The 20538-nt window shown below is 75.0% G+C and carries 16 protein-coding genes; 9 read left to right on the top strand and 7 right to left on the bottom strand.

What is annotated here, in order from left to right:
- Window positions 1–118: 118 nt before the first annotated feature.
- Complete coding sequence (locus tag ACFY0K_RS00220) at window positions 119–2296, bottom strand: LuxR C-terminal-related transcriptional regulator (protein WP_390637869.1); 2178 nt, start codon at window positions 2294–2296, stop codon at window positions 119–121.
- Window positions 2297–2412: 116 nt separating this feature from the next.
- On the opposite strand from ACFY0K_RS00220, the gene ACFY0K_RS00215 reads away from it, so the two are divergent.
- A complete protein-coding gene (locus ACFY0K_RS00215; protein WP_390637868.1) occupies window positions 2413–3099 on the top strand; it encodes an esterase/lipase family protein in 687 nt (228 codons plus the stop codon).
- A gap of 79 nt (window positions 3100–3178) precedes the next feature.
- Complete coding sequence (locus tag ACFY0K_RS00210) at window positions 3179–3862, top strand: class I SAM-dependent methyltransferase (RefSeq protein ID WP_390637867.1); 684 nt, start codon at window positions 3179–3181, stop codon at window positions 3860–3862.
- 19 nt (window positions 3863–3881) lie between these two features.
- On the opposite strand, the gene ACFY0K_RS00205 is transcribed toward ACFY0K_RS00210, so the two are convergent.
- Window positions 3882–4256 (bottom strand): fic family toxin-antitoxin system, toxin component, encoded by a 375-nt coding sequence (locus ACFY0K_RS00205; RefSeq protein WP_093505843.1) that lies wholly within the window; start codon window positions 4254–4256, stop codon window positions 3882–3884.
- 4 nt (window positions 4257–4260) lie between these two features.
- Entirely contained in the window at window positions 4261–4512 is a 252-nt protein-coding gene (locus ACFY0K_RS00200; protein ID WP_351955708.1) for a toxin-antitoxin system HicB family antitoxin, read from the bottom strand.
- Between the two features lie 153 nt (window positions 4513–4665).
- Between ACFY0K_RS00200 and ACFY0K_RS00195 the strand changes: the two genes are divergently transcribed.
- Together ACFY0K_RS00195 and ACFY0K_RS00190 are read left to right on the top strand one after the other, a co-directional pair.
- Entirely contained in the window at window positions 4666–5454 is a 789-nt protein-coding gene (locus tag ACFY0K_RS00195; protein WP_390637866.1) for an ABC transporter ATP-binding protein, read from the top strand.
- A 4-nt stretch (window positions 5455–5458) separates the two neighbouring features.
- Complete coding sequence (locus ACFY0K_RS00190; protein ID WP_390637865.1) at window positions 5459–8026, top strand: ABC transporter permease; 2568 nt, start codon at window positions 5459–5461, stop codon at window positions 8024–8026.
- Between the two features lie 174 nt (window positions 8027–8200).
- Here the strand turns inward: ACFY0K_RS00190 and ACFY0K_RS00185 are convergent, their stop codons facing one another.
- From ACFY0K_RS00185 to ACFY0K_RS00175, 3 genes are all read right to left on the bottom strand, one after another.
- Window positions 8201–9778 carry an FAD-dependent oxidoreductase gene (locus tag ACFY0K_RS00185; RefSeq protein ID WP_390637864.1) on the bottom strand — a complete coding sequence of 526 codons (1578 nt, stop codon included), beginning with the start codon at window positions 9776–9778 and terminating at the stop codon, window positions 8201–8203.
- Window positions 9775–10503, bottom strand: coding sequence for a class I SAM-dependent methyltransferase (locus ACFY0K_RS00180; protein ID WP_390637863.1), 729 nt, complete (start codon window positions 10501–10503; stop codon window positions 9775–9777). The genes ACFY0K_RS00185 and ACFY0K_RS00180 overlap by 4 nt, the downstream gene beginning before the upstream one ends.
- 112 nt (window positions 10504–10615) lie before the next feature.
- Window positions 10616–11863 (bottom strand): lycopene cyclase family protein, encoded by a 1248-nt coding sequence (locus ACFY0K_RS00175; protein ID WP_390637862.1) that lies wholly within the window; start codon window positions 11861–11863, stop codon window positions 10616–10618.
- Window positions 11864–12208: 345 nt separating this feature from the next.
- On the opposite strand from ACFY0K_RS00175, the gene ACFY0K_RS00170 reads away from it, so the two are divergent.
- The 5 genes from ACFY0K_RS00170 (at window position 12209) to ACFY0K_RS00150 (ending at window position 19273) form a co-directional block, all read left to right on the top strand.
- A complete protein-coding gene (locus ACFY0K_RS00170) occupies window positions 12209–13750 on the top strand; it encodes a polyprenyl synthetase family protein (protein WP_390637861.1) in 1542 nt (513 codons plus the stop codon).
- Window positions 13747–15522, top strand: coding sequence for a phytoene desaturase (locus tag ACFY0K_RS00165; RefSeq protein ID WP_390637860.1), 1776 nt, complete (start codon window positions 13747–13749; stop codon window positions 15520–15522). The genes ACFY0K_RS00170 and ACFY0K_RS00165 overlap by 4 nt, the downstream gene beginning before the upstream one ends.
- Window positions 15519–16547 carry a phytoene/squalene synthase family protein gene (locus ACFY0K_RS00160; RefSeq protein WP_390637859.1) on the top strand — a complete coding sequence of 343 codons (1029 nt, stop codon included), beginning with the start codon at window positions 15519–15521 and terminating at the stop codon, window positions 16545–16547. Before ACFY0K_RS00165 ends, ACFY0K_RS00160 begins: the two co-directional genes overlap by 4 nt.
- A complete protein-coding gene (locus ACFY0K_RS00155) occupies window positions 16544–17551 on the top strand; it encodes a DUF5914 domain-containing protein (RefSeq protein WP_390637858.1) in 1008 nt (335 codons plus the stop codon). Before ACFY0K_RS00160 ends, ACFY0K_RS00155 begins: the two co-directional genes overlap by 4 nt.
- Window positions 17552–17899: 348 nt before the next feature.
- On the top strand, window positions 17900–19273 hold the full coding sequence (locus ACFY0K_RS00150) for a cryptochrome/photolyase family protein (RefSeq protein WP_390637857.1): 1374 nt from the start codon (window positions 17900–17902) through the stop codon (window positions 19271–19273).
- Between the two features lie 246 nt (window positions 19274–19519).
- Here ACFY0K_RS00150 and ACFY0K_RS00145 read toward each other — a convergent pair whose 3' ends face one another.
- Window positions 19520–20524 (bottom strand): MerR family transcriptional regulator, encoded by a 1005-nt coding sequence (locus ACFY0K_RS00145; protein WP_390637856.1) that lies wholly within the window; start codon window positions 20522–20524, stop codon window positions 19520–19522.
- Window positions 20525–20538: the final 14 nt, after the last annotated feature.

Here is a 20538-nt window from a genome sequence, read left to right as displayed (position 1 = left end):
GGGGGGGGGGGGGGGGGCGCGGGGGGCGGGGCGGGGGGGCGGGCCGCCGGGCGGGGGGGGGCGGGGCCGGTCGCCCCCCCCCCCCCCCCCCCGGGGGCCCCCCCCCCCGCCCCACGGCCTACGGCGACTCCCCCAGCAGCCGTACCAGTTCGATCCGGGAGCGGATCCCCAGCCGGCTGAAGACCCCCCGCAGATGGTGGTCGATGGTGCGGGGACTGAGGTTGAGGCGGTCGGCGATCTCGCGGTTGGTGGCGCCATCGGCGGCCATCCGCGCGACCATCAGCTGCTGGGCGGTGAGCACGGCGGCCGGGTCGGATGCACCGGTGGCAGGTGTCAACGCCGTGCCGAGGGCCCGGAGTTCGGCGCGTGCCTGGGCGGCACAGTGCGGGGCGCCGAAGGACTCGAAGGCCTCCAGGGCGCTGTGCAGCCGGTCGCGGGCCTCGGTGCGCTGCCGCAGCCGGCGCAGCGCACCGCCGAACAGCAGCTCGGTGCGGGCGCGTTCGAAGTCCCGGGTGCCCCGCGCGTGCAGGTCCAGTGCGGAGCGGTAGTGCTGGACCGCCTCGGCACCGGGGGCGAGCAGGGCCCGGCAGCGGGCGCTGAGCGCGAGGTCGTCGGGGCTGCGCACGGCCGTCGCCCAGCGGTCGTAGTCGGCGTGCGCGGCGCGGGCGACCCGGGTGTCACCGGTGCGGACGGCGGCCTCGACGTAGTGCGGGGTGGCCAGGTGCCGGATGGCCCGGTGGCCGTGTCCGGGACCGAACCCGGCGAGGGCGCGCAGCCGGGCGGCGGCCGCCGGGAATCGGCCGCCCGCCAGGTCGAGGAAGGCGAGCGCCCACTGGGCGAGGGCGGCGGGCAGGCCCAGTCCGTGTGCCAGGGCGTGCGAGCGGGCGGCCGCCGCGCGCTCCCGGCAGGCCTCCTCGTCCCCGGTGACGGCGGCGAACATCGCGAGCGCGGCCTGGAGATGGCAGGCCCCGTTGTCCTGTCCGGTGGCGTACGCCTGGCGCAGGGCCTCCTGGGTGGCGGCCTCGGCGGCCCGGGGACGGCCGGTCCAGAAGTCGGCGTAGGCGCGGAACTCCATGGCCTGGGCGACGGTGCCGGGGATGCCGCGCGAGCGGGCGGAGGCGGCGGCCCGGAGGGTGGCGGTGACGGCCCGGGTGTGGTCGCCGAGCAGCAGCGCGGCGATGCCGGAGTGGATCAGCAGGCTAGGGTCGCCGCCGGGCCCGCAGCGGCCCGCGGCGCCCTTGAGGAGCACGCGGGCGTCGGCGTAGCGGCCTTCGACGGCGCAGGCGAGGGCCGCGAGGATGCCGGACGGCGGGAGGTCGAGCCACTGGGCGAGGACATGGGCCTCGCGGCAGCGTCTGAGGTCGCCGGTGTAGACGGCGGCCTCGGTGGCGAGCGCGAGGAGTTCCAGCGCATCGGCGGAACGTTCCTGCCTGACGGCGGCGGCGAGCAGGGCGTCGAAGGCCTCGGCGGCGTTGCCGGCTCTCAGGGCGAGGACGCCGCTCAGGGCGGAGTTGTCCGTGCGGGCGGCGAGCCGTCGCGCCCGGTCGGGTTCACCGGAGCGCCAGGCGTCGGCGGCGGCCAGGGCGAGGAGGCGGGCCTCCTCGGCCGGGTCCGGGCAGAGGTCGGCGGCCCGTTCGGCGAGGGCGCGGGCCAGGGCGGGGCGCCCTTCGGAGCGGGCCCGGTCGGCGGCGGTGCGCAGTTCCGCCGCGAGCCGGGCGCTGGGGCCGAGGGCGGCGGCGCCCCGGTGCCAGGAGCGGCGGGCCGTCTCGCCCTTGCCGCCGAGGACCCGGGCGAGCAGCAGGTGGGCCGCGCGCCGGTCGGCCGGTGAGCCCGTCTCGTAGGCGGCGATCCGGGTCCAGGAGTCGCGGAAGAACACCCCGCCGGCGCTGGCGTGGGCGACCCCGGCCGCCTCGGCGGTCTCCAGCGGGCGGGTGTCGAGCCGGCCGGCGATGACCGCGCGCAGGAAGGCGTGGGTGGCGACCGGGTACTGGTCGGCGGCGGCGAGCAGCAACAGCAGCCGGGCCTCGTCGGGCAGGGCGCGGATCTCCCGGCGCAGGGCGTGGAGCAACGCCGGTGCCAGTTCGCCCGGTTCGACCGGCAGCGGGTCGGCCCCCGCGGCCTGCCGTTCGGTGAGGCGCGGCACGAGTTCGGCCACGGCGCGTTGGTCCTCGTATACGACTCGTGTCACCCGGACGCGGACGCCCTCGGGGAGCGCCGAAGCCGGGCATGGCCCCGCGTCGGTCGGTTGCGGTGGCGAAGTGCGGTCAAGGTGTGGGGGGTTCACCGGTATCACCACACGAATGACGTTACTGGCGAGTTAGTTGCTTCGTAAAGACTGGCGACTTCGCCGATGCGGCGCGCGTAGACCCGTCCTGACACTCCTGAACAACCCCACCCGTTTCAGGAGGCATCATGCAACGCGCCAAGCGTCGCATCGCAACCGCTCTGTCGGCGATAGCCGGTTCGCTCCTTCTGTCCCTCCCCCTGAGTGCCGGCACCGCGCAGGCGGCGAGCCACGAGCCGATCGTGTTCGTGCACGGTCTGAGCAGTGACTCCAGCAGCTGGAACACCTGGATCGCGGACTTCGAGGCGGACGGCTACTCGTCCTCCGAGCTGTACGCCATCTCGTACGACTGGACGAAGTCGAACGTCACCACGGCCTCGACGCTGTCCACGTACATCCAGTCCGTCCTCTCCAAGACCGACGCCTCGAAGGTCGACCTGGTGGTGCACTCCATGGGTGCGCTCAACAGCCGCTACTACCTCAAGAACCTCGGCGGGACCGCGTACGTGGACCACTTCGTGTCGGTCGCCGGGGTGAACCACGGGACCAGCGTCGCCTCGCTGTGCGGCTGGCTGTACACCTCCTGCAAGGAGATGACGACCGGCAGCTCGTTCCTGACCGCCCTGAACTCCGGTGACGAGACGCCCGGCAGCGTCTCGTACGCGGCGTACTGGTCGGACTGCGACGCGGCGATCGACCCGGACACCTCGGCGGAGCTGAGCGGCGCGACCAACGTCGACGTCGGCTGCATCTCGCACACCGACATGAACGACGACCACGGCGTCTACGAGCAGGTGCGCGACTTCATCGGCTGAGCCTTCCGCGGCAGCGGGGGTGCGACGGGCCGCAACGGGGGACAATCACCGTAGACCTGCTTCCGTCGGGAGGTCCGTCATGCGGCTGATGTCCGCCGGCGCCGGGACACCGGTGCGGGATCCCGTCCACCACCCGCTGTTCGCGCGCTTCTACGCCCGCTACAGCGTCACCGCCGAGACGAGTCTCGGCATGGCGGCCATCCGGGAGCGGCTGCTCTCGGGGCTGTCCGGGCGGGTGATCGAGATCGGCGCGGGCAACGGGCTGAACTTCGACCGGTACCCCGGCTCGGTCGCGGAGGTCGTCGCGATCGAACCGGAGCGCACCCTGCGGCGGTTGGCGGCGGAGGCCGCCGTGCGCGCCGACGTCCCGGTGGACGTGGTGCCGGGCGCGGCGGAGGCGCTGCCGGTGAAGAGCGAGGCCTTCGACGCGGCGGTGTTCTCACTGGTGCTGTGCAGCGTCCGGGATGTGCAGCGGGCGCTCGCGGAGGTACGGCGGGTGCTGCGGCCCGGCGGTGAGCTGCGGTTCTTCGAGCACGGCGCGGGCGGTGGCCCGGCGATGCGGTTCACCCAGCGGGCCCTGGACCGGACGGTGTGGCCGCTGCTCGGCGGCGGCTGCCATCTGTCCCGGGAGCCGGTCGCCGAACTGCGCGCGGCCGGGTTCGAACTCGGTCCGTACCGCCGGGTGTTCCTGCCGGAGAACGGCCCGCGGCTGCCCTCCTCGTACTGTGCGCTGGGCGTCGCGCGCAAGCCTTCGGAGGCTTGATCACGGACCCGGGGGCCGGTCACAGGCTCCAGCGGCGCAGTTCCTCGGCGATGTCCGCGACGCTCGCCTCGCCGTTCTTCACCAGCCGGGCCAGGTCGCGGACCTGCTCGGGCGAGGTGACGACCTTGAGGCCGCTGGCGACCAGGTAGGCGTAGGCGACCGAGGACGCGAACAGGGCGTTCGAGCGCTCCAGGGCCGGGACGTGGATCAGCAGCTGGAGCAGGGCGGCGGCGCGGGCCTGCGGGGTGTCGTAGACGGGGACGTCGAATATCTCGGCCCGGTGCCTGGCGACGGCGGCGATCAGCGCACCCCAGTCGGTGACCTGCGGGTCTCCGGGGGTCTTCTGTTCGGCGAGCATGAGGAGCCAGGCGAGGTCGATCGTCAGGTCGCTCAAGGGATCAGTGACGGCCTTCGGTCTTGTCAGACGTGTCGGTAGCCTGCGTCTCGCCGAACTCCTCGGCGAAGACGGACTCGTACTGCTTCATGAAATCGGCGGCGGCCTCGACGAACGTTCGGCCGGCCTCACCCGTGTCCTGCATGACCAGTTCCTCTATGTAGCGGTTGACACTCACACCGCGCGCGAGAGCGCGTTCGCGGGCCGCCCTGGCGGTGCCCTCGTCCACTCGCACGTTCAGCTGGGTCTTCGCCATATCTCGAAGCTAGCGCGGATGCGCTAGCAATGCCAGCGCGCATCGGAATCGAAAAGTGGTACCGGCTGTGGGACGGGTCACACTACGCTCGACCCGGACAAAGAGGCCGGGCAGACAAGTCGGACGACCGTCGTGCGAAACGGGGAGGCAGTCTTGTCCACAGCAGCTGCGGAGGCGCCCGCCGCCGACGGGATCGCGGCCCGCGCGCGCGGGCTGACCAAGGCGTACGGCGCGGGTGAGACGGCGGTGCTCGCACTGGACTCGGTGGACGTCGACATCGCGCGCGGCCGCTTCACCGCGGTGATGGGGCCCTCGGGCTCCGGCAAGTCCACGTTGATGCACTGCCTGGCGGGGCTGGACACCGTGTCGGCCGGTCAGGTCTGGCTCGGCGGCACCGAGACGACGGGCCTGAGGGAGCGCGAGCTGACCCGGCTGCGCCGGGACCGGATCGGGTTCATGTTCCAGTCGTTCAACCTGATCCCGACGCTGAACGCGGCCGAGAACATCACCCTGCCCATGGACATCGCGGGCAAGAAGCCGGACGAGAAGTGGCTGGACCAGGTCATCGACACGCTCGGGCTGCGGGACCGGCTCAAGCACCGGCCCGCGCAGCTCTCCGGCGGCCAGCAGCAGCGGGTGGCCTGCGCGCGGGCGCTGGCCTCCCGCCCGGAGCTGATCTTCGCCGACGAGCCGACGGGGAACCTGGACTCGCGGGCGGGTCTGGAGGTGCTGGGCTTTCTGCGGGAGGCGGTCGACCGGCTCGGCCAGACGGTCGTCATGGTGACCCACGACCCGGGCGCCGCGGCCCACTCCGACCTGGTCCTCTTCCTGGCGGACGGCCGGATCGTGGACCGGATGGAGGGACCGACGGCGGACGCCGTACTGGAACGCATGAAGCGTTTCGACGTGGGACGCGGGTCCGCCGGGCCCGAGGAGGACTGACCCGGTGCTCAAGGCGACCCTGCGCAGCTTCCTGGCGCACAAGGGACGGCTGCTGCTGTCCGCGCTGGCCATCGTCCTGTCCGTGGCGTTCGTCGCGGGCAGCCTGATCTTCTCCGACACCGTCACCCGCACCTTCGACCGGCTGTTCGCCTCCACCTCCGCCGACGTGACGGTGGAGCCGAAACAGGACCTGAAGTCGTCGGTGCCGACCGGTGCCGTCCAGACCGTGCCGGCCTCGCTGGCGGGTGAGATCGCCAAGGTCGACGGGGTTGCGGCGACCCATGCGGACGTGTCCGTGCAGAACGTCGTGGTGGTCGACAGCCGCAACAGGTCGGTCGGCCCGACCACCGGCGCCCCCACCATCGCCACGGACTGGTACCTCACCCACCGCAGCCCCCTGAAGCTGACCTCGGGTCACACCCCGCAGGGCGCAGGCCAGGCCTTGCTCGACGCGGACACCGCCGCCCAGAAGCACGTGCGTATCGGCGACACGCTCACCGTGCAGGCCCAGCCCGGCACCTTCGAGGTCGAGGTCGTCGGCATCGCCACCTTCACCACCACCAACCCCGGTGCCGCCCTGGTCTTCCTCGATCCGGCGGTCGCCGCCAAGGAACTGCTGGGCACCCCTGGCCGGGCCACCAGTATCTCGGTGGACGCGGCGCAGGGGGTGCCGGACGCCCGGCTCAAGAGCCGTATCGGCGCGGCGATCGGGACCGGCGGGTACGACCTGAAGACCGCCGACGAGCAGGCGAAGTCCTCCGCCGCCGACCTCGGCAGCTTCCTCGACGTCATCAAGTACGTGATGCTGGGATTCGCGGGCATCGCGACCCTGGTCGGCATCTTCCTGATCGTCAACACCTTCTCCATGCTGGTCGCCCAGCGCACCCGCGAACTGGGCCTGCTGCGCGCGTTGGGCGCCGACCGCCGGCAGATACGGCGGTCCGTGCTCACCGAGGCGGTGCTGCTCGGTCTTGGCGGCTCCACGCTGGGCCTGGGCGCCGGGATCGGGCTGGCATTCGGGCTGATCGGGCTGATGAGCGCGTTCGGCATGCACCTCAAGGCCGCCGAGATGGTCATCGGCTGGGGAACGCCGGTGGCGGCGTACGTCGTGGGTGTCGGCGTCACATTCGTCGCCGCGTATCTGCCCGCCCGGCGCGCGGCCGCCGTGTCGCCGATCGCGGCGCTCGTGGACGCCGACATCGCCGGTGTGGGCAAGCCGCTCAAGGTGCGGGCGATCGCCGGCTCGGCCGTCGGGGCGCTGGGGGTCGCGGCCCTGGCGGGGTGCGCGACCGCGGCCAGGACGGCTTCGGCGGCCTCGCTGCTGGGGCTCGGGGTGATCCTGACCCTGATCGCTACCGTCATCGCGGGCCCGCTGCTCGTCCGGCCCGTCATCCGGGTCCTCGGCGCGGCCTTTCCCGCCCTGTTCGGCTCGGTCGGCCGGATGAGCCAGCGCAACGCCCTGCGCAACCCGCGCCGTACCGGCGCCACCGCCGCCGCGCTCATGGTGGGGCTCGCCCTGGTCGCGGGCATGTCGGTGGCCAGCGCCTCCATGTCCAAGTCCTTCGACCAGCAGATCGACAAGACGCTCGGCGCCGACTTCGTCGTCCAGAACGGCAACTTCCTGCCGTTCACGCAGGAGATCACGGACAAGGTCCGCGGCACGGAGGGCGTGGGGCTGGTCGTACGGCAGCGGTTCGCGCCGGTGGCGGTACGGCTGCCGGACGGCAAGCGGGTCACCACGACCGCCGCCGGGTACGACTCCCAGGTCGACGAGGTCGCCCATGTCGCTTACAAGGGCGGCGGCACCGCTGCCGCGCTGGCCGACGGCAGCCTCGGCATGGACGTCACCTTCGCCGAGGACCACAAGGTGCGCCTCGGCAGCGTGCTCCCCGTCGAGTTCCAGGGCGGGAAGAAGGCCGAGATGAAGGTGGGCGCCCTCACCGACCAGGGCAGCGGTGGCGGATTCGGCACGCAGGGCGGCTTGTTCTTCGGCATCGCCACCGTGGAGAAGTACGTCCCCGGCGGCCAGGACTCGTCCTTGTACGTCAACCGGGCCCCGGGCACCAGCGCCGACCAGCTGCGCTCACGGCTGGAGAGGACGCTGGCGCCGTATCCGCAGGTGCAGGTGCGTGACCAGGCCGACTACAAGAAGCTGGTCCACGATCAGATCGCAGTCCTGCTCTACCTGGTGTACGCGCTGCTCGGGCTGGCGATCGTCATCGCGGTGCTCGGCGTCGTCAACACCCTCGCCCTGTCGGTCGTGGAACGCACCCGGGAGATCGGGCTGCTGCGCGCGATCGGGCTGGCCCGGCGGCAGTTGCGCCGGATGATCCGGCTGGAGTCGGTGGTGATCGCGGTGTTCGGCGCGGTGCTGGGACTCGCGCTCGGGCTCGTGTGGGGCGTGTGCACCCAGCAGGTCCTGGCGCTTCAGGGCATGAAGGCGCTGGCCGTGCCGTGGGGCACGATCGTCGCGGTGGTGATCGGCTCGGCGGTCGTCGGGGTCGTGGCCGCGCTGCTGCCGGCGTTGCGCGCATCGCGCATGAATGTGCTGGCCGCCATCGCGCACGAGTGAGAAGCGTGCCGCCGTCCCTTCCGCTGCGGGGCCGGCCTGCTCACTCCCGCGTCGGCCGGCCGGCGGCGCGCGAAGCGCCGAACTCGGGCTCGCACGGGGTATGGAGGCGTAGCACGGCCGACCCGGCAGCCGGACCATGACGCCGGCTCCCGCGCCCTCCCGCGCCCCCGCGGGTCAGTGCGGCCGTCCGCGGACGGCGGGTGTCCGCCCCCGTGCGGCCAGGGCCCTCAGGAGTGCGCTCCGCCCGCGGTCGGGGACCGTCCACAGCGTCTGGCCCCGCACCCCCCACTGCTCCAGCAGGGCGTTGGCCGCGAGGAAGCCGCTCGTGGCCGCCCGTTCCATGAGCGCCACGGGCAGGCCGGTGCGGACCAGGTCGCCGGCCACGAACAGTCGGGGGTGCGGGGTGCGGACGGCGGGGCGGTCGCCGTAGCCGCCCACCGGGAACAGGGGGCAGTCCTCGCGCCACTCGTGGCGGGCGTCGACCACCGTGGCCGTGGTGGTCTCCGGGTAGACGCGGTGCAGTTGGCCGAGGAGGCGCTCGTGTTCGACGTCCCGGGCAACTCCGGGCGGTACGGCGTAGGCGTGCAGTTCGACGACGGAACCGCCGGTGCGCGCGCTCCAGCGTGCCGCCTCGTCCTCGTAGCGTTCCAGCACGCTGATGTTGTCCAGGGTGCCGAAGCCGCTGGTGCCGAGGAAGCCTGGCCGGTCGGGTGCGACGGGCCGGTCCAGCCACACCCGGCTCACCAGGAAGGGCGGGGCGGTACGCAGCCGTCCGATCCGCTCGCGCCACGGCGCGTCGCCCAGGTGCCGGCTGCGCTCGACCAGCGAGCGGAGCCCCGAGCTGTCCAGGGCGAGGACGACCCCGTCGTAGGGCCGCTCGTCCCGTTCGGAGGCGACCACGAGACCGCCGTCCGGGGTGGGCGTGACGTGCTCGACGGCCGTGCCGGTGCGCACCTGCGCGTGGTGCCGGGCCAGGTAGCCGGCGAGCGGGTCCCACAGGGCGGCCGGAAAGGGGGCGCGGGGCACGTCGAACAGCAGGCCCTCGGCGGAGCCGAGGAAGTAGATGTGGAACATCAGCGCCATCTCGGCCGCCGACAGCTGACGCGGATCGGCGAAGAAGCTCCGGGAGAAGACCTCGAAGGCCAGGTGCCGGGCGTCTGCCGGGAATCCCACGACGTCCAGGAAGTCGTGGGCGCTGGTGCCGTCCAGCTGGTCGTACACCTCGGGCACGCGCACGTCGAGCAGGGGCAGGGCCGCACGCGGGGCCATGGCGCGCAGGTCCGCGAGACGGAAGGAGGGGCTCAGTGCCGCGAAGCCGAGCGCGCTGAGCGGCGGGGTGCGCGGGACGTGCCGGAAACTGTCGCGCAGGCCGCCGGCGTGCAGCAGCGGGTAGTCCGGAAGGCCGGTGAGGCGCTCCAGGCCGGGGTCGGTCCGGCGCAGCAGTCCGCGCAGGTTGTAGTACTGGCGGAAGAACGCGTGGAATCCGCGGCTCATGGTCACCGTGGTGCCGTCGCGCAGTTCGGTCGGCCGGCCGCCGACCCGCCCGCCGAGGTACGGCTGCTTCTCGTACACGGTGACGGCCACCCCGCGCTCGGCGAGCGCGGTGGCGGCGGCCAGGCCGGCGATGCCCGCGCCGACCACCGCCACCGACGGCGGGCTCCCCTGCACCCGGGAGGCGCCGGGCCGGGCCGGCAGGATCCGGGCCCGCCGGTCGCGTCCCCGGCGCGCGGCGCCCTGGTGTGCGGTCCTCATGCGTCCTCCCGGGGGCCGGGCGCCCGGCGCGCGACGAAGGTATGGGTGATGCCGGTCTGCCAGCCCGGCAAGGGCAGGGCTCGCACCTGGTCGAAGCCGGCCGCGCCGAGCCTCCGCGCGAGGCGCCCGGCGGTGTCGAACTCGACCACGCTGCGCCACAGGTGCCGGTACAGCGGCCCGTCCCCCAGCAGGGTCGCCACGGGCTGTACGACACCCCGGCACACCAGCGTCCACACCGCTCGGTCGGCGCGCCGCCCGCGGAGGGTGTACTCGTGCACGGCGAGCCGCCCGCCCGGCCGCAGCAGCCCGTGCACGGCGGCGAGGACGGCGTCGGGATCGGTGACGTTGCGCAGGAGGTAGGCCGCGAACACGGCGTCGAAGGGGCCGCGCACCCCGGCCTCGGACAGCCGCTCGGCAGGGGCGTGCACGAAGGTCACCCCGTCCGCCCACGGTTTGGCCGCGGCCCGCCGGAGCATGCCGGCCGAGGCGTCCACGGCCGTGACGTCGGCGGCGGGCAGGACGCGGCGCAGCGCGGCGGTGGAGGCGCCGGTACCGCAGCCGAGGTCGAGCAGGCGCAGCCCCTGGCCCCGTCCGGGCAGGCCGAGCCGCCGCGCCGAGCGGCGCAGGTGGGCGTGGTAGCCGGGGTTGACGGCCACGAACGTGTCGTAGCTGCGGGAGGCGTGGTCGAAGGCGGCGGCGAGGTCGTCGTCGCGCAGCAGCGTCATGCGGTCTCCGTCGGGAGGAGGTGCGGGGCGGGTGGGTCCGGCGCGGGGCGGGCGGCGCCGGCGGATGGGGCTGGGCGGGCGGCGGATGGGGCTGGCTGGGCGGCGGACGGGCCTAGGGGGGCGGCGGATGCGGCTCGGTGGCGCAAGGTGCCGACGGATGCGGCGGCGCGGGTGGGTCGAAGGGACGGCGGGGCAGGCGGGGCAGCTCCAGGGCGGAGCGCAGCATCGGGCCGACGGGTGCGTGCAGGCCGATGCGCAGGTCCTCGTGCAGGCGGGTGTCTCCGTCGAGGAAGCGCAGCAGCCGTGCCATGGGCACGCGGGCGAACAGCCGGCAGAACAGTTCGGGGCCGTCGGCACGGCCGCTGTCCAGGGCGCGCAGCAGGACGGCGTCCATGGCGCGGGAACGCGCCGAGTGGGCGGGGGGCGGCATCGGGCGGCGCCCGCGGCGCAGGGCCTCGGCGACGGCAGTCGTCTGGCGCTGCAGTCCGGCGAAGGTGTACCCGGTGGCGGGGCGGGTGGCTCCGCCGGCGGCGCCGATGCGGAAGACCGAGGCTCCGCTCTGCCGGGGGATCGGCGCGTCGGTCATCGGGATGACGCCGGTCTCGGTGGCCAGGACCTGGCGTTCGCCGATCCGCAGCACCTCGTCGGCGTAGTGCCGTACGGCGGCCTCGTAGCGCTCCCGCGTGAGGACGTGCCGGGAGAACTCGGTGTACTCCACCAGCGCCTCGCACGGCCCGGTCGGCAGGACGTAGCCGAAGGACAGGCCGTGGTCGGGCTGCGGGGTGCGGAAGTCCATCAGTTCCACGACGGCCGGGTCGAAGGCGGGCCGGGCGGTGCGCACGAACCAGCCGTGGAAGTGCTGGAGCAAGGCGGTGCGTGCGGCCGGCAGGCTGCCCGGTGGGCGGGAGTCGAGGACCCAGCGGGCACTGAGCAGCCGCGCCCGGCCGTCGGCGTCCCTCAGGTGGAGGTGCGTGCCACCGGGCACGTCCTCCACCGCCTCGACAGTCGCTTCCAGGCGCCGGACGTTGGGGCTGCGGGCCAGGTCCCGGGAGACCAGGCGCTCGAAGTCGCCGGAGCGGATCATGCGGTAGCGCAGCGGGGCGATCCCCCCTTCGACCGGGGCGCCGGTGCGCGGGCGCACCCGCAGGCGCTGCCACTCGGCTCGCACCGCCGCGTCGAACCGCCCGGGTCCCGCCGCCCAGTAGCACCAGGTCCGTGGGGGCGGCCGCAGCGGTCCGGGCGGCGCGTCGACCAGCACCACGGACGGTGTCCGCAGGCCTGGCACGCTTCCGGCGAGCCGGTGGGCCAGCGACAGCCCGGCGGCGCCCGCACCGACGACGGCCACGTCAGTCTCCGGCACGGCCTCTCCCTTCCTCGGCTTCCTCGGCATCCTCGGCGTTCCGGTCCGGTCCGCGTGCCACTCCCGGCGGCGGGTCCTGCGGCGGTGCCGCGCTCCGGACGGGCGGTCGGAGGACACGGCGCCCGCTCTCGGCTGCCCCGGCCTGGTCTTCCGGATTGTGTACCCCGGCGGATGCAGGCACCTCGCTGACGGCGAGCGGCCGAACGCCGGAGACGGCACGGTGGAGTGGGCGGCCCCGGTGGCCGCCGCGATCGCGTGACACGTGCGCGCATCCGTCCGCGCCGCCCGCGCCGAAGCAGACGGGTGACGGGAACGACGGACACAGACACGACGGAGGGAACCGGTATGCGTCCCACGCACGCGAAGGACCACCCCGCGAGCGCGCCGCCGCGGCCGATGGCGGCCGCGCCCGTGGCGTCACTTGCGCGCAGGCCGGTGGCCGACGGCGGAGAGGGACCCGGCAGGACCGAGGCACGCCCGGTGGCGAGCGGACCGCTTCCCGCCGGGTCCGCCGAGGTGCGTGAGGTCGACGCCGATGTGCCCGGCGCTGTCGGCCGGATGCTCGACCATGTGCTGGCGGAGCGCCTGCGCCGCGCCCGGCTGGCGGATCCCCTGTTCGCCGAGGAGCTGGCCGAACGAGTGGCACGCTTCACTCTGCAGGGTGGCAAGCGGACGCGCGCGCAGTTGGTCTGGTGGGCCTCGCGAGCCTGCGGGGGCCGGGACCCGGCGGCCGCGGCGGCGGCCCTGCAGATCGCAGCCGCCCTGGAACTGCTCCAGACGTGCGCGCTCGTGCACGACGACGTGATGGACCGGGCCTCGCTGCGGCGTGGCCGGCCCGCGCTGCACACGGACCTGACCGACAGGTTTGCCGGCGAGGTGGGACCCGAACGGGCCGGGCGGTTCGGGCAGTCGGCCGCGGTCCTCGCCGGGGACCTGGCGCTGGCCTGGGCCGACGACCTGGTGGCGGAGTCGCCGCTGGCGCCCTGGACCGGGGTGGTGGTGCGGCGGCTGTGGAGCGACATGCGCACGGAGATGGTGGCGGGCCAGTACCTGGACGTACAGGGCCAGATCACCGCGCCGCGGTCCCTGCCCCGCGCGCTGCGCGCCGCCCGCCTGAAGAGCGCCCTGTACTCCGTGGAGCGGCCCCTCGCCCTGGGGGCCACCGCGGCGGGCGCGGACGATCTGACGCTACGTCGGCTGTGCGAGGCCGGACGCTGTGTGGGCATGGCGTTCCAGCTGCGCGACGACCTGGACGACGTTTTCGGCGACCCGCTGGAGACCGGCAAGGCCTGCGGCGGGGACATCCGGGAGGGCAAACCGACCTATCTGGTCGCGGTCGCACGCGCGCGTGCCGAGAGGGCCGGCGACGGCGCCGCACTGGGCGTCCTGGACCGCCGGCTCGGTGACGCGGCGCTCACCGGGCGAGGTCTGGACGAGGTGCGGGACGTGCTGGTCGCGACAGGGGCGCGCGCCACCGTGGAGAGCAAGATCGACCGGCTTGCCGCGCAGGGGCTGCGGCACTTCGACGGCGCCCTGCTCGACCCGGAGGGCGCCGAGCCACTGCGCGGCCTGCTGGTCGCGGCGGCGGGGGCACGACCGGGAGAAGCCGGACCGGGTGGGGGCCGGCCGAGAGAAGCCGGAGCCGGAGAAACCGAACCGGGAGGAGCCGGAGCCGGAGAGGCCGGAGCCGGAGAAGCCCGAGCCAGAGCCGGAGAAGCCCGAGCCGGAGCCGGAGAAGCCCGAGCCGGAGAAGGCGGAGAAGGCGGAGAAGGCGGAGAAGGCGGGCCGGGAGGGGCGCGGCCGGGTGGGGATGCCGTCCTACGTCTGCGGGCCGCGCACGGTCCGTACCCGTCCGGTGCCCGCGGCGGTGCGGGGAGTGGCCGGTGACCCGCACTCTGCCCGGTCCCACGGACCACGTGGTGGTCGTCGGCGCCGGACTGGCCGGGCTGTCGGCGGCGTTGCACCTGCTGGGTGCCGGACGCCGGGTCACCGTCGTCGAGCGTGACGAGCTGCCCGGCGGCCGGGCCGGACGCCTCGAGCTGGCCGGCTACCGGATCGACACCGGCCCCACCGTGCTGACCATGCCCGAGCTGGCCGACGAGGCGTTCGCCGCCGTCGGCGACAGCCTGTACGAGCGGGTGGAGCTGATCCCCCTGCACCCCGCCTACCGGGCCCGCTTCGCGGACGGCAGCAGCCTCGACGTGCACACCGGCGCGGACGCGATGGCCGCGGAGGTGGAACGGTTCGCCGGAGCGGCGGAGGCGGCGGGCTACCGGCGGCTGCGCGAGTGGCTTCAGCGGCTGTACCGGGCCCAGATGCGCCGGTTCATCGACGCCAACTTCGACTCACCGCTCGGCCTGCTCAACGGCGACCTCGCCCGGCTGGCGGCGCTGGGCGGCTTCGGCCGCCTGGACACCCGGATCGGCCGTTTCCTGAGCGACGAGCGGCTGCGCCGGGTGTTCTCCTTCCAGGCCCTGTACGCGGGTGTGCCTCCGGAGCGGGCGCTGGCGGCCTACGCGGTCATCGCCTACATGGACACCGTCGCCGGCGTGTACTTCCCCCGGGGCGGCATGCACGCCCTGCCGCGGGCGATGGCGGAGGCGGCCGCCGCGGCAGGCGCCGATCTGCGGTTCGGGCAGCGGGTGACCCGCCTGGAGCGGTCGGGCGAGCGCATCACGGCGGTCGTCAGCGACACCGGCCGCATCCCGTGCGACGCGGTCGTCCTCACCCCGGACCTGCCGGTCACCTACCGCCTGCTCGGCCGCAGGCCGCGCCGACCGCTCCGACTGCGCCAATCCCCCTCCGCGGTGGTGCTGCACGCCGGCACCGACCGCACCTGGCCCCACCTCGCCCACCACACGATCTCGTTCGGCGCGGCGTGGCGCACCACGTTCGACGAACTCACCCGCGCCGGACGGCTGATGAGCGATCCGTCGCTGCTCGTCACCCGCCCCACCACCACCGACCCCGGCCTCGCGCCGCCGGGCCACCACCTGCACTACATCCTCGCTCCCTGCCCCAACACCGACATCGGCCCGGACGCGGCGGCCTGGTCCGACCTCGGCCCGCGCTACCGGGACACGCTGCTGCGGGAGCTGGAGCGGCGCGGACTGGACGGCATCGAAGCCGCCATCGAGGAGGAGTGCCTGATCACCCCGGCCGACTGGCACGCCCAGGGGCACGCCGCCGGCACCCCCTTCTCGGCCGCCCACACCTTCGCGCAGACCGGGCCGTTCCGACCGCGCAACCTGGTGCGCGGCACCGAGAACGCGGTCCTGGCCGGCTGCGGGACCACGCCTGGCGTGGGGGTGCCGACCGTGCTGCTGTCAGGGAAGCTGGCCGCGGCCCGTGTCACGGGAGTACCCGGCCGCCGAAGCCGCCGCGCGCGCCCCTCCGCGACCGCCGCCATCGGCCCGACCGGTGCCCCGGCCCCCACGGGCTCCCCGGGCCCGTCCGCGTTCCGGGCTGCCGGGCAGCGGTCCGCGGCCGTCCGCCCAGCTCCTGAGGCACCTCGCGACCGCCTCTCCGTACCGCTGGAGCCGCCGGCCTCCCCGCCGGACTCCCCGGCCGACCCCTCGGCCGCCGCACAGCAGCCTCCGCTGCCGGAAAGCCCTCCGGCCGACCCGACGGCCCCTGCGACCGAAGGCAGGACACGATGACCGACCGAGAGCTGGACGCGGCGGGGATCAGCGATGCGGCGCTGCGCGCGGCCTACCGCCACTGCCGCGCCCTCAACGCCCGGCACGGCAGGACCTACTTCCTCGCCACCCGGCTGCTGCCCGTCGAGCGACGACCCGCCGTGCACGCCCTGTACGGCTTCGCCCGCTGGGCCGACGACATCGTCGACTCCCTCGACCCCGGCGCCGGACCCGACGTGCGGGTGCGGGCGCTGGCCCGGCTCCAGGAGGAACTGGAGGAGGGGCTGCGGCGGGGCGGCGGGCAGCCGGTGGTGCGCGCGCTCGCCGACACTGCCCGCCGCTACGCCATCGACCACACCCACTTCCGGGACTTCATGGCCGCGATGCGCTCCGACCTGGTCGTGACGGCCTACCCCAGCTACGCCGACCTGCGCGCGTACATGCACGGCTCGGCCGCGGTGATCGGGCTCGAGATGCTGCCCGTACTGGGCACGGTGGTGCCGCGGGAGGAGGCCGCGCCGTACGCCGCGGCGCTCGGTGTCGCCTTCCAGCTGAGCAACTTCCTGCGGGACGTCGGCGAGGACCTGGACCGCGGGCGCGTCTACCTGCCCGCCGACCTGCTCGCCGCCAACGGCGTGGACCGGGAGCTGCTGGCCTGGAGTCGCGCGACGGGCCTCCCGGACAGCCGGATCACCGCCGCCCTCAGGGAGTTCGAGGCGCTGACCCGCGGCGTGTACCGGGCGGCGATGCCCGGTGTCGAACTGCTCGACCCGGTGGCGCGGCCCTGCATCCGCGCCGCGGCCGTCCTCTACGGCGGCATCCTGGACGCCGTCGCCCGCGACGGCTACGCCGTGCTGCACCGGCGGTCGGTGGTGCCGCGGCGGCGCAGGGCGGTGGTCGCGGCCGACGGGCTGGTCCGGGTGGCGGCGGCCCGACTGCGCGCGCGGACCGTCCCCGGACACCGCCCGCCCCCTTCCGCCCGCGCCCTGCCCGCAGCCGCGTCCTCACCGACGACGGCCGTCCGCTCCACCGAGGAGGTCGCGTGAACCGCCGCCGCCTGCCGCTGTCGCTGCGCCGGCCCGCCGTCTCCTGGGAGCGTCAGCGGCCCACCTGGCAGGAGGCGCGGCCCGGGCTGATCGCCGGGGCGCTGAAACGGGCGCAGGCCCGCCCGTCGGGGAACTGGTACGTCGTCGGGGCCTCCCGCGCCCTGCGGGGTGACGGCAAGCTGGCGCGGACCGTGGCGGGGCAGGAGGTCGTGGTGTGGCGCGGTCCCGACGGGCGCCCCGTCGGCGGACCGGGTGTCTGCCCGCACCTGGGAGCACCGCTGCGGGACAGTCCGGTGCGCTGCGGCACGCTGGTGTGCCACTGGCACGGGCTGGCCCTGGACGGGGCCCCGTACGCGGGCTGGTCGCCACTGCCGGTGCACGACGACGGGGTACTGGTGTGGACCAGGCTGGACGCGGTGGGCGGCGAGGAGCCGCTGGACGCACCGGTCGTACCGTGGCGGCCCGAACCCGCGCGCACCCTGACGGCCGTGTACACGGCAGTGGGGGTCTGCGAGCCCGAGGACGTGGTGGCCAACCGGCTCGATCCGTGGCACGGGGCGTGGTTCCACCCCTACTCGTTCGTCGACCTGACCGTGGTGGACGCACCCGGCGGCCGGGCCGGCGCGGTGGACGACGACCCCGACACGCTGACCGTCGACGTGTCCTTCAAGGTGGCAGGACGGCTGGTGGTGCCGGTCCGCGCCGTCTTCACCGCGCCCGAACCCCGCACGGTCGTCATGCGCATCACCGAGGGCGAGGGCGCGGGCTCCGTCGTGGAGACGCATGCCACGCCGCTCGGCGCGGACGGCACGGGCCGGCCGCGCACCGCCGTCGTCGAGGCGGTGCTCGCCGCCTCGCACCGCCCGGGCTTCGCGGCCGCCCGCCGGGCCGCACCGATGCTGCGTCCCCTGGTGCGTGCCGCGGCCGCGCGGCTGTGGCGGGACGACCTGGCCTACGCCGAGCGCCGCTGGCAGCTGCGGTCGACAGGCCGCTTCCCGGGCTGAGCGGCGACGGGGCGGCGGACTTCGCACGAGGAGGGCGGACACACGTGAGTCCCGTTCGGCGCAATGGACCTTCCGCCGGTGGTGGCCCCGTGCCCGGTCAGAGGTCGGCTCGCCCGGAGGACGCACCGGATTCCGCACCGCCCGTCCTTCGGGTGACGACGCCGCCCTCCTCGCCGGGTGCCCGACGTCCTTCCGGGACGGGACATCTCCCCGCCGACCGCCGCCGCGGAGGGGAGGCAGGGGAGGCATCCGATCGGGGGACTTCCGGCGGCCCGCCGCATCCGGCACCGGCCGAGAGGGCGAAGCCATCCGAGAGTTCCCCCACCGACAAGCGGAAGCGAGCCCCCCATGCAGACCTCGGTCGTCCTGTTCACCTGTGATCTGCGCCTGTCGGACCACCCGCCGCTGCGCGCGGCCCTGCACGGCGGTGGCCGGGTGGTACCGCTGTTCGTGCGCGACCCGGCCGTGGACGCGGCGGGCTTCGCCGCGCCGAACCGGCTCGCTTTCCTGTCCGACTGCCTCCGGGACCTGGACGCCCGGCTGCGGGAGCGGGGCGGCCGGCTGGTGCTGCGCGAGGGCGACACCGTCACGGAGGTGTGCCGGGTGGCCGCCGAGGCGGACGCCGACGAGGTGCACATGGCGGGCGACGTGAGCGCGTTCGCGCACATGCGCGAGCGGCGGCTGCGCCGGGCGCTGGAGGCCGACGGGCGGCGCCTGTACGTGCACGACACGGTCTGTACGGCCGTGGCGCCGGGAGCGGTGACCCCGGCCTCCTCCGATCATTTCGCGGTGTTCACGCCGTACTACCGGCGCTGGTCCGCGCAGGGTCTGCGGGACGCGCTGGACGCGCCGGGTGCGGTCGTCGTGCCGGAGCAGGTGGGTTCCGCCCCGCTGCCGAAGCGCGCCGACGTGAACGGGGTGTCGCCCGGGCTCTGCGCGGGCGGTGAGACCGAGGGACGGCGCAGGCTCACCGCGTGGCTGCGCTCCGGCGTGGCCGCGTACGAGGAGTGCCACGACGACCTGGCGGGCGACGCCACCTCCCGGCTCTCGCCCCACCTGCATTTCGGCACCCTGTCACCGGTCGAGGTGGTGCACCGGGCCCGCAGGGCCGGCGGCGCGGGCGCGGAGGCGTTCGTACGGCAGGTCGCCTGGCGCGACTTCAACCGGCAGGTGCTCGCCGCACGCCCCGACGCCGCCGCACGCGACTACCGCACCCACCGCGACCGGTGGCGCGGTGGAAGGGACGCGGAGGCTGACGCCCAGACGTGGCGGGAGGGACGCACCGGCTACCCGATCGTCGACGCGGCGATGCGCCAGCTGCGCCACGAGGGCTGGATGCACAACCGGGGCCGCCTGCTGGCCGCGAGCTTCCTCACCAAGACGCTGTACGTCGACTGGCGGGTGGGCGCCCGGCACTTCCTGGACCTGCTGGTGGACGGCGACATGGCGAACAACCAGCTGAACTGGCAGTGGATGGCCGGCACGGGCACCGACACCCGGCCCAACCGGGTGCTCAACCCCGTCACCCAGGGCAAGCGGTACGACCCGGACGGAGCATATGTGCGGCGCTGGGTGCAGGAACTGGCGGACGTGAAGGCGGCCGCCGTGCACGAACCGTGGAAGCTTCCGGCGCCGGAGCGCGGGAGCACCGGTTACCCCGAGCCGGTGGTGTCCCTGGCGGAGGGCCTGGACCGCTTCAAGCGGGCCCGGGGGACCGCCTGAGGGCCGGCCGGAGGACGGCCGCCGGGCCGTCGGCCACCGCACGCGTCCCCGCGTGCGGGCGAGCCACGCCCAGCGCGTGCCCCGACACCGCCGGGTACCGGCGGCGCACGGACGAGCGCCGTGTCGGGCGGGCGTCGGACGGGGCGGTGCCGGGGCGGGTGTCCGACGGGGCGGTGTCGAGGCGTCCGACGGGGCGGGTCTCGCGGTACGGCCCGCGGTGGAGTGGACGGGGACGTGTCCGTCGGCTCATCCCGCTGTGCACAAGGCGCGCAGCGCCTCCACCGCCTGCGCCAGTCCGGCCGGCCTGAGCACGCCGGCGGGCTGGGACCGGCTCCAGCCGGGGCCGCCCAGCAGCACCGCCGGACCGCGCCGCGTCCCCTTCATGCCCCAGCGCTGCCCGGCGATATGCCGGGCCAGGGCCGGTGCCGCCCGTGCGCTCTCCTGGGCCCACAGCACGACCGCGACCGGACCGAGCCGGCGCACCGCCGCGTCCAGCGCCTCGACGGGCACCGCGGCTCCCAGCATGCGGACCGGCAGGCCCTCGCGACCGAGCGCCGCGTGCAGCGCCTCCAGGGGCAGGGTGTGCTGTTCCCCTGGCGCGCAGGCCAGCAGGACGCAGCCGGCCGCGGGCGGGACCACGGGGACGGCCGGCGCCGCGCTGCGGCGCAGCACGGTGGAGACGTGCCAGGCGAGCAGGTGCTCCACTTCCACGTACTGGTCCTCGGAGGACGCCCAGCGGCGTCCTATGGCGTGCAGGGTGGGGACCATCACCTCCTGCCAGGCGACCACGACGCCGTAGCGCTCGACAGCGGCGGTGAGCTGCTTTTCGAGCGCGGGGGCGTCCAGTCGTACGGCGGCGCGGGCCAGGCCGCGGCATTCCTGGCGCACGTCACCGAGAGGCAGCGCGCCGGCCGCCCGCGACCGCCCCGGCGTCGGTACGGCGGCGGCTTCCGCCGTGGAGGGCGGGCCGGCGGCGACCGTACGGGCGGCGCGGGCCGCGTCGGCCGGCGGGATACCGGTCGCCGTCAGCCTGCACATCTCCTCGATCGTGGCCACGTCCGCCGCCGTCCAGCGACGGTGCCCGCCCTCGGTGCGCGCGGTCGGTCCGATGCCGTAGCGGCGGTCCCACGAGCGCAGGGTCATGGGCGACACGCCCAGGCGGCGGGCCAGCACCCCGGTGGTCAGACCGGCGCCACCCGGTACGGCGGGCCGCTCGGACGAAGGCTGCCCAGTGGCGTTCACGCTGGTCATGTGTTTCTCTCCCC

Origin of the sequence: Streptomyces sp. NPDC001507, from assembly GCF_042894765.1 — a bacterium.
Lineage (GTDB): Bacteria > Actinomycetota > Actinomycetes > Streptomycetales > Streptomycetaceae > Streptomyces.
The sequence above is the reverse complement of the archived record's forward strand: the minus strand, read 5'-3'. Positions and strand labels throughout refer to the sequence as shown.